We start from the raw sequence: 14,765 nt of genomic DNA on the forward strand, positions 1-14,765 counted from the left end.
CCGGACCCTTGAGGTTCGATGTCACAACTGCACCTCGCCATGCGCCGCGCCCATGCGTTGCTCCAGCCGGCGGGCCAGCATGATCAGGGGGTAGCAGACGATGAAGTAACCGAGCCCGACGAGGAAGAAGACCAGCAGCCCATTGGGTACACGCTGCACCACCAGCCAGCCGACGCGGGTGAGGTCGGTGAGGCCGATGGCCGAGACGACCGAGGAATCCTTGATCAGCAGCACATATTGCCCGACCAGCGGCGGCAGCACGATGCGCATCGCCTGCGGCAGCACCACCTGGCGCATGCGCTGCCAGCGCGACAGGCCGGACGCAAGCGCTGCCTCGACCTGGCCTGATGGCACCGAGCGGATGCCGGCGACGACGATCTCGCAGATGAAGCAGGCGGCCAGGTTGGTCAGCGCGATGATGCCGGCGGTGAAGGCGTCGAGCTCGATGCCGAGTTCCGGCAGGATGAAGAAGATCAGGAAGATCTGCACCAGGAACGGCGTGCCACGGATCAGGTCGACCCAGGCGCCGATCGCGCCGCTGATCAGCCGGTTGCCGCCGGTGCGCAGGATGCCGAGGCCGAAGCCGAGCAGCGTGCCCAGCACCAGGCTGATCAGCGACAGCACCACGGTCATGCCGAGGCCGCGCAGCGCGAGCGGATAGCTGCCGGCGACGCTTTGCAGCTGCTGCCAGATCATGTCCGTGCCCCCGCCAGGCCGAGCCAGCGCCCGGAGAGCGCCGCCAGCCCCTTCAGCCCGTAATAGAGCAGGAGGTAGAAGGCGGCGATGGTGATGAAACCTTCGGCCGGCATGAAGCGGTCGGAGGCGAGCAATTGTCCGGCGCGCGTCAGTTCGGCGACCGAGATCAGCGACAACAGGGCGGAATCCTTGACCAGCACGATTGCCTGGCCGAGCAGCGGCGGGATCGTCACCTTGAACGCCTGCGGCAGGATGACGAGGCGCATGCGCTGGACATAGGTCATGCCCGAAGCAACGCCGGCCTCCACTTGGCCGCGCGGGATCGACAGGATGCCGGCGCGGATGATCTCGGCGACATAGGCGCCGCTGTTCAGTGACAGGGCCAAGATGCCGACGACGAGCTCGGGCAGGACGAAGCCGAGCCGCGGCAGGCCGAAATAGAGGAAATAAAGCTGCGCCAGCAGCGGCGTGGCGCGCACCGCGTCGATATAGGCCTTGGCCGGGACGCGGAACAGCCGGCCGCGCTGCAGGTTCATGGCGGCGAGCACGATGCCGACGGCGAGCGCGCCGGCAAAGGAGAGGACAGACAGCCACACGGTCGTGACGAGGCCCTGCCCGAACAGGGGCAGATATTCGACGATGGTGCGGAAGCTGAAGTTTTCGAGCATGGTGGGGCGGGGTTCCTCTAGCGGACAAGCGACTTCGGACGGTTTCGTGAACGCGCGCGAAACCGCCCGAAATCTATTGCCGCTTAGTGATCCTTCTTCCAGGCGTCGGAATTGACCCAGTAATCGAGGTTCTTCTGCAGGCGGCCGTCGAGGCTGACCTGGTCGAGGAACAGGTTCATCCAGACCAGCAGGTCCTGCTCGTCATAGCGTGTGGCGAAGGCCAGCGGCTCTTTCGACAGCATGTCCGGCATGATGATGAAGCTGTCGGCGGGATAAGCGGTCGACTGGCCCTTGACCGCCGAGACGTCGTTGACGCCGCAATCGGCCTGGCCGTTGTTGACGGCGTCGAGCAGCAGCGGGCCGCCGCCCTTGTAGCTCTTGATATCGGCGTCGGGGAAGGCGGCCTTGGCTTCCTTCTCGCCGGTGGCGCCGAGCAGCACGGCGATCTTGGTGCCCTTGGCCTTGCAGTCCTCGGTGGACTTGAAGGCGGTACCAGCCTTGGTGAAGACGGTGCTGCCCGTGTACATGTAAGGCTTGGTGAAGGCGACCTTCATGCCACGCGCCAGTGTCGGGGTCATGTCGGCGACCAGAAGATCGGCCTTGCCCGACAGCAGCGCCGGGATCAGGCCGTCCCAGTCGAAGTCGAGGAAGGTGATCTTGACGCCCATTTCCTTGGCCATCAGTTCGGCGAGTTCGACCGAACTGCCGGTGCGTTCGCCGGCAGCACCCACCAGCGAGAAGGGCGGTCCTTGCGTCTGCACGGCGACGCGCAACTCTCCGCGCTTGGTGATCTCGTCGAGCGTTCCCGCACTGGCGGCAGCGGTAAGGCCAGCGAGCGCAAGGCCGGCGATAAAAAGCTTGGCAATCTTCATTTGGGCATTCCTCCTTGTTGTCGTTTGTTGTTCCACTTGTTGTTTCACCCCTTTGATTTCCGTTGGGGGGCGCTTTTGAGCGGCGGCGCCGTTGCCGGCGGCAACCACCGTTCGAAAATCTTCAATCCCAGCTCACCGTTTCGGCGACATTGATGCCACGCCTGGCGAGCTCATCGAGGAAGCGGCCATCCGGCACATGCAGCAGCGGGTTGAGCAGGCCGGGCGTGGCGATCTCGCGCCGTGCCAGCATCTGCGCCACGATGCTGGCGGGATAGCCGACGCCAAGGCTCATGCCGAACAGGCCGGAGGCGAGGTCGCGTTCGATGACCAGCTCCGAGGTCACCGTCTTGCGGCGGCCGCCTTCGCTGCCGACAAAGACGTTGCGCATGACGCAAAGGTCCTTTTCGTCGGCGCCATATTGCAGTTGCGGGCCAAGCAGCCGGCCGAGGAATTCGCGTGGGCTGGCACCGGTGCTTTGCACCTTGTCCTCGGACAGGAAGCCGAGCTGCTTCAGCGGCGCCCAGAACGCCGACCAGCCGGGCCAGCGAAGCGAATAGCGGCCGGAGCGCTGCAGCCCCTTGGCGGCGGCGAGCATGCCGGCATAATGCGGCGCGTCGCCATTGGGGAAGGCTTCGAGCCTGCCCAGTCCCGCCACCTCGATCTCGTGGATGAAACGATTGTCGTGCTGGCGGGCGGCCGGCACATCGACCCGTTTGCCGTCCTCGACCAGCACGCTGTCGCGGTTCTGGCTGACCAGAACCATGTCGAAATTCCAGCTCACCTTGTAGCGCAGCGGCTCGACCACCGCCTTCGGCTCGGGAATGCCGCCGCAGTAGGAATCGATCGCGGTGATGGTGTCGAACTGGCTGGCGGCGCGCGCGTAGAGCACCAGGTCGATGCCGGGGTCGAGCCCGCATTCGGTCACGATCGACACGCCGGCCTTTTCGGCCTCGGGAGCGAGATCGGCGATGGCCTTGCCGTAATTGGTGGTGACCAGCGGCGTGCGCGTCGCGATCGCCGCCTGCACCGCGTCGCGCATCAGCGGCTGCGGCAACAGGTCGATGACCGCACCGACGTCCTTCATCACCTCGGCCAGCGCCGGACCGATCGCGCCCTCCGGCACTACAAAACGCACGCGGGCAAGGTCGGTCAGGCCGCCGAGCCGCGCAGCGCCGCCGGTTGCAGTGTCGACGCAGACCACTTGCTCGACGCCGTCGCTGGCAACGAGGTCGGCGATAGCCGCCCGGCCTTGCAGGCCGAGCCCGCCGAGAACCGCGATCTTCATGCCATTTCCTTCCGCGTCTCGTCCGACCAGCAACCTTCCGGCAGGCTGACCCATTTGTTGCAGGACGCCATGACGACGAAAGTCTCGCTGCGCACGACCTCGCCCGGCTCGCCGGCGCCGGGGATCAGCTCGCTGGTGACGCGGTAGAGATCGGCGACATCGCCGGCCACGGTCACGTCGACGATGATGTCGAAGCGCCCGGTGACGACGGTGGCCGAGTTCACGAAAGGCAATTCGGAGATGCGCTGCGCCAGTTCCCGGGCCCGGCCGCGCCCTTGCGCGTTGATGCCGACGATGGCCGAGATCAGTTCGGGGCGCTCGGTCAGGTTGAGCAGCCCAACGATCTTGAGCAGGTTGCGGTCGAGCAGGTTGCGCAGCCGCATGCGCACCGTCGGCACCGAGATCGCCATCTTCTCAGCAAGGCGGTTGACGCCAAGCTGCGCGTCCTGCGACAGCAGCTTGACCAGTCGCCGGTCGGTCTGATCGAGATGTTCCCGCAAACGCTCAGGCTTTCATAAAAGGAAAGAAACGATTGGATTTTCTTTCAGATATGAAAATACCTTATGAGAGATTTTTAACAACGGCAAGAGCCATGTCATCCGCCATGGCTCTGTGCCTGTCGGCAATTTTCGTCGAGTGCGCCACATTTTGTTCTTGCTTTGTGCCGGCAGCTATGCTATTAATTTGGATATGGTGCCAATTTGGCTCCAACGACCCGTCCTCCCGAGGCGGGTTTTTGTTTCCGGATCTTTTGAAGGTTCAGCGCCGCCGGTCTAAGATTGGCGGGACAGCGTGGTTCCGCGGGGCGCAGCCGCAACTCATGCCTTCACGTGACGGGCGGAAAGGCTCATCCGCGAAATGGCCAAAATCGGCTTTTCAACAAAACTGTAGCTGGCCAGGGAGACGGCAATGCAGGCGGTGACAATAACCATGCCAGCAAGCCATGGTGATACGCTGACGCTTGCAACGACAGGAGCGGTCGCAAGCAGCACGATAGGATGCGTCAGATAGAGAGAGTAGGAGGCATCGCCCAACCTTGCCAGCAGGCGAGGAGCAAAAAGCCGGAAGTAGCTTTCCAGGCTGATGCAACCGGCGACAAGGATCAAGGCCGGGATTCCCTGAGCAAGGGTTCGCGGCAAGTTGAAGCCAAGTACCATCACCAGCATGGACACGATGGCGAACACGAGCGCCGAGACACCCAGGACGGTCGGCAAACGCGCCAGTCTGCCGACCAGGTGGCCGAGCGCCATGCCGGCAAGGAACTCAAACAGGATTGGCGTGGTATAGAAAAACAGCACAGTGTCGGCGGCGGGTTTGAAGACGATGCGCGCCGCTACGGCGATTGCAAAGACAACGCCGACCATGGCCATTTGCGTCAGCGTGCCGAAACGCATAGTCGCTGCGAACAGAATGTAAAACAGGATTTCCAGATTGAGCGTCCAACCCACGCCAAGCACCGGTTGGACATAGCCTGTGACCGTATCGAGATAGGCTATGAAAAGCAGGCTATTGGTGATCTGCTCAAGAAACACTGCACGACCGGCAAACAACCAAAGTGCGGCGACCATAAGGAAGGTCATAACCCAATAGAACGGAACGACGCGCGTGAAGCGCTGCATCAAAAAAGCACGGTGGTCGGCGCGTCTGTTCTCTGTCGAGAGAACCATTACAAAACCACTAATGACGAAAAACAGGTCGACGCCGCTGTTTAGAACGGGAATACGCAGATCGAGCATGCCCAGCGCGGCCGGAAGATGATAGATAACAACCATGAGAGCTGCCAGCCCCCGCAGTACCTGTATCGATGTATACTGTTGAATCCGACGCGGCGCAGCGTGATCATTCTGTGGAATGATGTTCATCAAAAAATGGTCCCCGGTGCAGGAGAGCATTAACATACGTGATCGTTGATGTGCCGATTAATTGTTGGTTTAATTAACACGTGAAGGTTTAGATAAGTTTTATTGATATAGCGTGCCGCCACACTTATGCTCGGCCGACTTTGGCCTGCCTCGTTGCCAAACTTGGCATCTCCCCAGTGAAGAGGAGATTGGCCGTTCCCGCGCTAACGGCTGGACTCGAAGATAGCGACGGCTGCCGCTGTCAGCGCAGCGTTACCGGGTGATACTGTTCCATCAGGAAGCTCCTTGCCGTCTTCCAGTCCGACGCGCGTCGACCAACGGCGTTCCGGCGCCTGGTGCACGAAAGGCCAGACCGTGGCGTCGGCGCCGTGCAGCAGGATTGCCCGGCGCATTCCGGCGCCGTCGAGCACGGCGGCGATATCGTCGCTGATCTCAAGCGCAGCGTCCGGCTCCTGCTCGGAGATTTCGATCAGGATGCGCAGCACGCGGTTGCCATGGTCGAGGCTCACCAGGCGTTCGGCGTCGGCAACGGAGGCGAGCCCGGCCTCGATGCCAATGCCGCGCTGGCGCAGACGGTCCATGACTGCCGGTGCTGCATTCTCGCTGAGATTGACCGAGGCATAGTCGGGCAGCTCGCTCCAGCCGGCGATCGCAACCAGCGTCCGCTGGTCGTCGTTCTCGATCCAGGCACCCGTCGACACGCCAATCAGCGTCCCCGGGCAGGCGCGGCGGAGCGCCAGCACCGTCCGATCCATCGCCGCCGGAGCCAGGCTTTCCCGACCGTCCAGCCCGCGGGCATGAACATGCAGTTCGGCGGCGCCGGCAGCGATGCAGGCCGCGCCGTCACGCGCCATGGCCTCCGCCGTCAGCGGCAGTTGCGGGTGGAAATCGGCGCTGCGCGCGCCATTGATGCAGGTCTGGACGATCATGCCAGGGGCAGTCCGGTTGCGGTTGCTGCCAGTCTAGCGCGGGCCAGTGAAAACCGGAATCGCGCTGGCGAAGGCTCCTGACATATGGACGCGGCACAGCCTGAATCAGTCTGGCAGAATGCACCTGTATTGTGTTGTTCGGCATAGTCTTCTTAGCAAACGAACATCCGTCGGGCAGAGTTACGGCGAAACACCCAACTCGCGTAACGCAGCGTTGGCGGCACGGTATTCGATAAAAATCTTTGGACAATGGCTGACGGTATGCCTTGCTCTGTCGCATCCTCGATCATGCGCGTGCAGGCGGCGATCCGCGTGCTTGCCTCGACCTCGTCATCGCTGACGCAGTCGTTGCTGGCGGCCAGCGCCGGAAGCCCCGTGACAAGCAGGAGGATGAGACCAGCCAGCGTGCGCCAGAAAAACCTGTGCCGTTCTCGAACCGGTCCGGTCAAGTCGCTCCTCGGGTCATCAAAAAGTCTTGGAAATTGTCTTCACGGAACCGCGCCCAACTCGTGCAGAGCGGCCTTGGCCGCAACGTATTCGTAATAGTCCCCAGGGCAATCGCTGGCAGCGACCCGGTAGAGCCGCAAGGCTTCGTCGTCATGGCGTTGCAGCCGATCGAGTTCGGCGATGAACAGGTTCGCCTCGCACAAATTGCCACGCTTCTTGGCCGGGTCGGCGTCGTCGGCTGCCGCCGATACCTCGGCCGGCGTCAATTCTCCAAGCAGCATGCGAACCGCTGGCGCCGGCCATTTGGTCATATCGAGCTTTTCAGTCGCTTCCTGCAAGTGGCCCACCGCACCATTGCGCCGCTCGGTCATCTCCAGCCAGATCGCAAAATAGGCATTGTCGGGCTTGAGCGTGGCCGCCTGTCCGAAATCGGCTTGCGCCTTGGCCAGCGCGCTCGAATAGAAGGCGAGAATGCCGCGGCCAAAATAGGCATAGGCATATTTCGGATCGAGGCTGATTGCCTGATCGTAGTCGGCGGTCGCGCGGGCGTAGTCGCCCTTTGCCGACCAGACAACGCCCCGGCCATTGTAAGCACGGGCGTCTTTCGGATCGAGGCTGATCGCCTTGTCGTAGTCGGCAATGGCGCGGTCATCATGGCCCTTCTTGTGCCAGATACGGCCTCGGTACCTGAAGGCTTTCGCATGTACTGGATCGAGCATGATCGCCTGGCTATAGTCGGCAATGGCGCGGTCATCGTCGCCCTTGTGTGCCCAGGCATTGCCTCTGTTGTCGTAGGCAGTTGGGTCTTTAGGATCGAGCGTGATTGCCTGGCTGAAGTCGGCAATGGCGCCATCATAGTCGCCCTTGTCAGACCAGACGAGGCCCCGGTTGTACCAGGCATCAACGTTTTTTGGATCGAGGCTGATTGCCTGGGTGTAGTCGGCGACAGCGTGGTCGTCGTCACCCTTCTTCTTCCAGGCAATGCCACGGTTGTTGTAAGCCGTGGCATCCTGGGAATCGAGGCCGATCGCTTGGTCATAATCCGCGATAGCGCGGTCGTAATCGCCCTTGTGTTTCCAGGCAACGCCTCGATTGTTGTAAGCACTAGCGTCCTGAGGATTGAGGCCGATCGCTTGGTCATAATCGGCGATGGCACGGTCATAGTCGCCCTTGTGCGACCAAGCCAGGCCTCTGTTGTAGTAGGTGCTGGCGTCTTTCAGACCTAGGCCGATTGCCTGATCGTAGTCGGCAAGGGCGCGATCATTATCGCCCTTGCGTGCCCAGGCGATGCCACGATCTCCATACGTGTCGGCATGTTTCGGGTCGAGGTCGATCGCCCGATCATAGTCTGCAATGGCGCGGTCATAGTCGCCCTTGTGTACCCAGACAGCACCACGATTGCTGTAGGGTCTGGCGTCTTTCGCATCCAGACTGATCGCCTGTTCATAGTCGGCGATGGCTCGGTCGTATTCGCCCTTTTGTTTCCAGGCAACACCACGGTTATTGTAGGCACCCGCATTTTTAGGATCGAGGCTGATTGCCTGGTCGTAGTCGGTGATGGCACGATCGTAGTCGCCCTTGTCTGCCCAGGCGTTGCCCCGGTTGCTGTGGGCGTCGGAATGCTTCGGATCGAGGCTGATGGCCTGATCATAGTCTGCAATGGCGCGGTCGTAGTCGCCCTTGTGCTCCCAGGCGACACCTCGGCTGTTGTACGGCTCCGGGTTTGTCGGGTCGAGGCTGATCACCTGGCCAAAATCGGCGATGGCGCGATCATTTTCGCCCACTTCGACCATTGTGGTGCCTCTGGCATAGTAAGCACCGGCGAATTTCGAATCGAGGTCGATCGCCTGGCCCAAATCGGCAATCGCACGGTCGTAGTCGCCTTGTGATGCCCGTGCCTCGCCGCGCTTGTAGTAGGCAGTCGCGCGGTTGGCCACAGGCTCTGTCGCATCCTCGATCATGCGCGTGCAGGCGGCGATCCGCGTACTTGCCTCGACCTCGTCGTCGCCGACGCAGTCGCTGCTGGCGGACAAGGCCGGGAGTATCGAGACCAGCATGACGACGAGGCAAACGAGGAATTGCCGGGGGACTGCCCTGTCCCTTTGTCGAACCCGTCCGATCAAATCGCCCCCCCATCGCGGCAAGCCCCGCTGCATTGTATTCAACGAAATCCCCGAGACAATCGCTAACGAGTTCACCCGGCAAGAAACGGGTGGTCCGCGCGCGCCGTTTCACCCATCTCAATGACACGGAAGCCACAGGAGGCGAAGCCATGACCATCCTTTCGATAGGCGCGAAAGCGGCGGTGAAATCGGCGGAGGTGCGCGTTGCCGGATATGACTGGCGGACGCTGGCCGATGAGCTGAGCGGCTATGGCTGCGCGGTGATGGAAAAGCTGCTGACGCCGCAGGAGTGCCGGAATATCGCCGGGCTCTATCCGGACGAGAGCCATTTCCGCAGCCATGTGCACATGGCGCGGCATGGTTTCGGCAAGGGCGAGTACCGCTATTTCCGCTATCCCTTGCCCGACTTGATCGGCGGCTTGCGCACCGCGCTCTATCCGCGCCTGGCCGCGGTCGCCAATGACTGGAACGAGCGCATGGGTATCGCGCAGCGCTACCCCGACGAACACGCCGCGTTCCTCAGGCAATGCCACGAGCAGGGCCAGACGCGGCCGACGCCGCTCCTGCTGCAATATGTTCCCGGCGACTTCAACTGCCTGCACCAGGATCTCTACGGCGATCTTGCCTTCCCGCTGCAGGTGGCGATCCTGTTGTCGGAACCAGGTAAGGATTTCACCGGCGGCGAGTTCGTGCTGACCGAGCAGCGTCCGCGCATGCAGAGCCGCGCCGAGGTGGTGCCGCTGCGCCAGGGCGATGCGGTCGCTTTCGCGGTCCACAATCGACCGGTCCAGGGCAGCAAGGGCAATTACCGCGTCAATCTCAGGCACGGCGTCAGCCGGCTTCGCTCCGGCATGCGCCACACTGTCGGCATCATCTTCCACGACGCCAAATAGCCGAGCCGCTCGGTCGAGGCCCGGCGGCGATTACCGGGAAAAATCGCTGCGCACGATGCCGTGGCGCTGGAGCTTGTCGTAGAAGGTCTTGCGCGGAATCCCCAACGCTTCGATCGTGCGCCTGACGTCGCCGTCGTTGCTGCCAAGCGTCTCGCGGATGATGTCGGCCTCGTAGCGCTCCAGCCGCTCCGGCAGCTTCATGGCGGCGTTCGATTCGGTCAGGGCAGGGGGTTGTGCTTCGGCGCCTTCCTCCAACCCAAGCACGAACCGCTCGGCGAAATGCGCCAGTTCGCGCACATTGCCCGGCCAGTCATGGTCGCTCAGATGGCGATGCACCGAAGCCGGCACTGCCGGCACCTGGCGGTGGAAACGGGCGGCGGCGCGCTCGGCGAAGTAGAAGAACAGCAGGGCGACGTCGTCGCGGCGTTCGCGCAGTGGCGGGATCGAGATCGTCACCACGTTGAGCCGGTAGTAGAGGTCCTCGCGGAAGGCGCCGCGCTGGCGCGGATCGCCGAGATCGACCTTGGCGGCGGCGACGACGCGCAGATCCACCGGCCGCACCTCGTTGGTGCCGAGCGGGGTGACCTCGCGCATCTCCAGCACGCGCAGCATCTGCACCTGTGTCGAGACCGGCATGCTTTCGATCTCGTCGAGGAACAGTGTGCCGCCGCTGGCGTGCTCGATGCGGCCGATCCGTTTCTTCTGCGCGCCGGTGAAGGCGCCGGCCTCATGGCCGAACAACTCGCTCTCGATGACGGTCTCCGGCAGCGTGCCGCAATTCAGCGCGACGAAATTGCCCTTCGCGCGGCGGCTCCAGCGATGCAGAAGGCTTGCCACCACCTCCTTGCCAGAGCCGGTCTCGCCGGTCACCAGCACATCGACGTCGGTGTCGGCGATCTGGCGTAGTGTGCGGCGCAGCCTGTCCATCGCCGGCGTCTGGCCGATCAGCGGCAGGCCGTCCTGCGCCTCTCCGGCCGCCTCGCGCAAGGCGCGGTTCTCCATCACCAGGCGGCGCTTTTCCGCTGCGCGGCGCACGCTCTGTACCAGCCGGTCGGCGGCGAAGGGCTTTGTGATGAAGTCGTAGGCGCCGTCCTTGATCGCCTTGACGGCCATGGCGATGTCGCCGTGGCCGGTGACGAGGATGACGGGAATGTCGGCATCCAGCCGCAGGATGCGATTGAAAAGCTGCAAGCCGTCGATCTGAGGCATGCGGATATCCGACACCACGACGCCGGTAAAACCGGCGTCGAGCCCGGCCAGCGCCTCGGCCGCCACCGCAAAGGCGGAGACCGAGAAGCCGGCAAGCTCCAGCGTCTGCACGGTGGCCTTGAGGAGATCGCGGTCGTCGTCGATCAGGATCACCGGCGCGGCATTATCGTTCGTCATGATGGCTTACGCTGCTGTCTGGAGATGAATGGTGAAGCGGGTGCCGCTGTCGTCGCTTGAGACCTCGATGCGGCCGCCATAATCGGCGACGATGTCCTTCGAGATGACGAGGCCAAGGCCAAGGCCTTTTTCCTTGGAGGTGTTGAATGGCGTGAACAGCGATTTGAGGATCGCGGGTGGAATGCCGGGTCCGTTATCGGACACGCCGACCGTCACGCCGTCCGCGGTCTCCTCGACCGACACCTGCACATGAGCGTCGTCGCGGCCGTCGAGTGCTTCGAGCGCGTTCTGGAAGAGGTTGATCAGCACCTGTTCTAGCCGCACCCGATTGCCCATGACCTTGAGGCTCGGCGGCGGCAGGTCGATGGCCAATGCGTCGAGCCGGCCGGCAAAGCGGCTTCTCAACAGCATGACGGCGCCCTCGACGACGCCGCGCAATTCGACAGGCTCGGCGGCGGTGCGGCCCTTGCGGGCAAATGCCTTCAACTCCTCGGTGATTGAGCCGATGCGTTCGGTAAGGGCTGCGATAGCGCCGAGGTTTTCCTCGGCCGGCCCGGTCTGCTTGCGGTCGAGGAAGGTGCGGGCATTGTCGGCATAGGCGCGTATGGTGGCGACCGGCTGGTTGATCTCATGGGCGACACCGGCCGCGACCTGGCCGAGGATGGCGAGGCGGTTGGCCTGGACCAGATCCTGCTGCACGATTTGGAGCTTGGCTTCCGTGCTGCGGTGGCCTGTTATCTCGGCCTGCAACCGGTCGCGGGCGCGGCTCAAATCCTCGGTCCGTTCGACGACGCGGCGTTCGAGTTCGGTGCGGGCCGCCTGTTCAGCGGCAATCCGCATCTGCGCCGACTGCCGGCGCCACAACAGATACGCGGCAAGGCCGAGCAGCGGGACGACGACGCCGAGCGCAAGAAGCCGCATTTCGCGGACGGCGGCGGCGATCGGCGCTTCGACCGGGACAAGATAGTCGAGCCGCCAGGGGGTCGAAGGAACCGTCGTGGAAAGGCTGAGATACTCCGCGTCGCTGCCGCCGGGTGTCACCGCGTGGACGATCGACACATCCGGGCTGAGCGCCCGCGGGTGCTTGATCGGCAACGGCACAAGCGGCGCGTCGCCGAACTGTTGGCTGTCGCGGATCGCGGCTTGCTTAGGTGCGGCCAGCGGTGCGGTTGTCATGAAACGCCAGGACGGCACGCTGGTGATCAGCACGACGCCATTCTCGTCGCTGACATAGGCCGGGCGGTTTGCCTCGCGCCAGTCGGCTTCGAGCTGGTCGAACTCCATCTTGACGACGACGACGCCGAGCGGTGCGTCTGTGTCGCCGACGCGCCGCGAAATGTAGAGGCCAGGGCGCTTGCTGACATTGCCGAGCGCAAAATACTCGGCGGTTCCAGCCTGCATCGCGCCGGAGAAATAATCGCGGAAACGGTAGTCATTGCCGACGAAGCTGATCGGCTCGCGCCAGTTGCTGGAGGCGATCGCCAGTCCATCGGTGCCGACGACATAGAGTACCGACGCCTTGGTGCCGGAGACCAGCCCCTCGAGCTTGCGGTTCAGCACATCGATTGCCGCGGCATTTTTCTGCGTCAGCGCGTCACGCACTTGCTGGTCTGCGGACAATAGCAGGGGCAGGGCACGCGGGCTTTCGAGCACGGCGCGCAGCAGCGCGACCTTCAGATTGGCGTCGGTACGCCCCTGCGCCGCCAGGGTCTCGACCTCGGCGGTGCGGCCGTAGAGGCCGGCGCCGTAGAGCGCTGCGGTGACGATCAGCAGGGCGACGGCCGCAAACAGCAGCCAGGCTCGGCGCGCCCGCCTGGCGAGTTGCTCGGGCGTCGAAGACAAGGCACCGGCGGGGCGTTGCAGCATCGCCCATTTGTGCATGAACTCGCACAAAACACAATTCGACCTATGCGGAGAGTCGCACTTGACCATGCGTCCGGCAGTGCGGACGTTTGCGAATGCTCAATAAAATCAATGCTGAAGCACTCTTCTGCGTATCTGGCACGGCTGTTGCAAACACGAATTCAGCAGTCGCGAGGCTGCTGGTCTCAAAACAACTGCCCCGGGGAGTCGAGCTTTCGATCGGGGCGCCATGGAGGACGTCATGCAGACAGCAATCGCTGCCGCCGAGCCGCGCGGCAAACTTCCCTTATACCGGCATCTTTATGTGCAGGTGCTCGCGGCGATCGCCGCCGGCGTGCTGCTCGGCCATTTCTATCCCGAAACCGGCGAGGCGATGAAGCCGTTCGGCGACGCCTTCATCAAGCTGGTGAAGATGGTGATCGCGCCGGTGATCTTCCTGACCGTGGCGACCGGCATCGCCGGTGTTTCCGACCTGCAGAAGGTCGGCCGCGTCGCCGGCAAGGCGATGATCTATTTCCTGGTGTTCTCGACGCTGGCGCTGGTCGTCGGCCTGGTCGTCTCCAATGTCGTCCAGCCCGGCGCCGGCATGCACATCAATCCAGCGACGCTCGATACCGCCAAGGTGGCGGCGTATGCCGAGAAGGCGCACGACACAACCATCGTCGGGTTCCTGATGAACATCATCCCTGACACCATCACCGGCGCCTTCGCGCAGGGCGACATTTTGCAGGTGCTGTTCTTCTCGGTGCTGTTCGGCGTCGCCCTGGCGTTGGTCGGCGATCGCGGCCGTCCGGTTGTCGATTTCCTGCAGGCGCTGACCACGCCGATCTTCCGCCTCGTCGCCATCCTGATGAAGGCCGCACCGATCGGCGCGTTTGGCGCCATGGCCTTCACGATCGGCAAATACGGCATCGCCTCGATCGCCAATCTCGCCATGCTGATCGGCACGTTCTACTTGACCGCGCTGCTGTTCGTGCTGGTGGTGCTCGGCGCGGTTGCCCGCTACAACGGCTTCTCGATCCTGGCGCTGATCCGCTACATCAAGGAAGAGCTGCTGCTGGTGCTTGGCACCTCGTCCTCGGAAGCGGCATTGCCGGGCCTCATGGCCAAGATGGAGCGCGCCGGCTGCAACCGCTCGGTGGTCGGCCTGGTCATCCCGACCGGCTATTCCTTCAATCTGGACGGCACCAACATCTATATGACGCTGGCGGCGCTGTTCATCGCGCAGGCGACCGACACGCCGCTCACCTACGGCGACCAGATCCTGCTGCTCGCCGTCGCCATGCTGAGCTCCAAGGGGGCCGCCGGCATCACCGGCGCCGGCTTCATCACCCTGGCGGCGACGCTTTCGGTCGTCCCCACCGTGCCGGTCGCCGGCATGGCGCTGATCCTCGGCGTCGACCGCTTCATGTCGGAATGCCGGGCGCTGACCAACTTCATCGGCAATGCGGTGGCGACAGTGGTGGTGGCACGCTGGGAGGGAGAACTCGACCAGACGAAGTTTGCCGCCGCCATGGCCGGCGACTTGCCGGAGGAAGTCGACCTGTCGCTGCCGGGTTTGCAGGCCGCCTGACCGTCTAGGCCACATGACCACAAGGCCCCGGAGGCGGTTCGCCGGCTTCGGGGCAACAGCGGCGGCGGTCGCGGCATGCCGCCTGAAACGCAACCTGAAGTGGCGCTATTTTCGATGCGGGGCTTGTTCCAGCCGCATTTGCAGGCCAGTATCCGCCGTGCCTTCATG

Annotated in this window: 13 protein-coding genes; 2 read left to right on the top strand and 11 right to left on the bottom strand. The window is 63.3% G+C overall.

The window, feature by feature from the left end; all coding sequences use genetic code 11:
* Nucleotides 1-21 precede the first annotated feature (21 nt).
* The 9 genes from NKJ73_RS09190 to NKJ73_RS09230 form a co-directional block, all read right to left on the bottom strand.
* Nucleotides 22-696 carry an amino acid ABC transporter permease gene (locus NKJ73_RS09190; protein WP_352451493.1) on the bottom strand — a complete coding sequence of 225 codons (675 nt, stop codon included), beginning with the start codon at nucleotides 694-696 and terminating at the stop codon, nucleotides 22-24.
* Nucleotides 693-1,364 (bottom strand): amino acid ABC transporter permease, encoded by a 672-nt coding sequence (locus NKJ73_RS09195; RefSeq protein WP_023720609.1) that lies wholly within the window; start codon nucleotides 1,362-1,364, stop codon nucleotides 693-695. Before NKJ73_RS09195 ends, NKJ73_RS09190 begins: the two co-directional genes overlap by 4 nt.
* Nucleotides 1,365-1,447: 83 nt before the next feature.
* Nucleotides 1,448-2,236 (bottom strand): ABC transporter substrate-binding protein, encoded by a 789-nt coding sequence (locus NKJ73_RS09200; protein WP_352569105.1) that lies wholly within the window; start codon nucleotides 2,234-2,236, stop codon nucleotides 1,448-1,450.
* Nucleotides 2,237-2,357: 121 nt separating this feature from the next.
* Nucleotides 2,358-3,521 carry a saccharopine dehydrogenase family protein gene (locus tag NKJ73_RS09205; RefSeq protein ID WP_352569106.1) on the bottom strand — a complete coding sequence of 388 codons (1,164 nt, stop codon included), beginning with the start codon at nucleotides 3,519-3,521 and terminating at the stop codon, nucleotides 2,358-2,360.
* Nucleotides 3,518-4,021, bottom strand: coding sequence for an Lrp/AsnC family transcriptional regulator (locus tag NKJ73_RS09210; RefSeq protein ID WP_352569107.1), 504 nt, complete (start codon nucleotides 4,019-4,021; stop codon nucleotides 3,518-3,520). The genes NKJ73_RS09205 and NKJ73_RS09210 overlap by 4 nt, the downstream gene beginning before the upstream one ends.
* Before the next feature lie 318 nt (nucleotides 4,022-4,339).
* Nucleotides 4,340-5,383 carry an acyltransferase family protein gene (locus NKJ73_RS09215; RefSeq protein ID WP_352569108.1) on the bottom strand — a complete coding sequence of 348 codons (1,044 nt, stop codon included), beginning with the start codon at nucleotides 5,381-5,383 and terminating at the stop codon, nucleotides 4,340-4,342.
* 203 nt (nucleotides 5,384-5,586) lie between these two features.
* Nucleotides 5,587-6,312 (bottom strand): 3-keto-5-aminohexanoate cleavage protein, encoded by a 726-nt coding sequence (locus NKJ73_RS09220; protein ID WP_352569109.1) that lies wholly within the window; start codon nucleotides 6,310-6,312, stop codon nucleotides 5,587-5,589.
* A 152-nt stretch (nucleotides 6,313-6,464) separates the two neighbouring features.
* A complete protein-coding gene (locus tag NKJ73_RS09225) occupies nucleotides 6,465-6,761 on the bottom strand; it encodes a hypothetical protein (protein WP_352569110.1) in 297 nt (98 codons plus the stop codon).
* Nucleotides 6,762-6,800: 39 nt separating this feature from the next.
* Nucleotides 6,801-8,792, bottom strand: a complete 1,992-nt coding sequence (locus NKJ73_RS09230) for a tetratricopeptide repeat protein (RefSeq protein ID WP_352569111.1) — start codon at nucleotides 8,790-8,792, stop codon at nucleotides 6,801-6,803.
* Nucleotides 8,793-9,031: 239 nt separating this feature from the next.
* Here NKJ73_RS09230 and NKJ73_RS09235 point away from each other — a divergent pair, with 239 nt between their 5' ends.
* Nucleotides 9,032-9,775 carry a 2OG-Fe(II) oxygenase gene (locus tag NKJ73_RS09235; protein ID WP_352569112.1) on the top strand — a complete coding sequence of 248 codons (744 nt, stop codon included), beginning with the start codon at nucleotides 9,032-9,034 and terminating at the stop codon, nucleotides 9,773-9,775.
* 30 nt (nucleotides 9,776-9,805) lie between these two features.
* On the opposite strand, the gene NKJ73_RS09240 is transcribed toward NKJ73_RS09235, so the two are convergent.
* The gene (locus NKJ73_RS09240) at nucleotides 9,806-11,161 is read right to left on the bottom strand and encodes a sigma-54-dependent transcriptional regulator (RefSeq protein ID WP_352569113.1); all 1,356 of its coding nucleotides are present in this window, start codon (nucleotides 11,159-11,161) and stop codon (nucleotides 9,806-9,808) included.
* A gap of 6 nt (nucleotides 11,162-11,167) precedes the next feature.
* Nucleotides 11,168-13,027, bottom strand: a complete 1,860-nt coding sequence (locus NKJ73_RS09245) for a sensor histidine kinase (RefSeq protein ID WP_031211942.1) — start codon at nucleotides 13,025-13,027, stop codon at nucleotides 11,168-11,170.
* Nucleotides 13,028-13,265: 238 nt separating this feature from the next.
* On the opposite strand from NKJ73_RS09245, the gene NKJ73_RS09250 reads away from it, so the two are divergent.
* Nucleotides 13,266-14,597, top strand: coding sequence for a dicarboxylate/amino acid:cation symporter (locus tag NKJ73_RS09250; RefSeq protein ID WP_352569114.1), 1,332 nt, complete (start codon nucleotides 13,266-13,268; stop codon nucleotides 14,595-14,597).
* Nucleotides 14,598-14,765: the final 168 nt, after the last annotated feature.

It is taken from the genome of Mesorhizobium sp. M0074 (assembly GCF_040322975.1).
Lineage (GTDB): Bacteria > Pseudomonadota > Alphaproteobacteria > Rhizobiales > Rhizobiaceae > Mesorhizobium.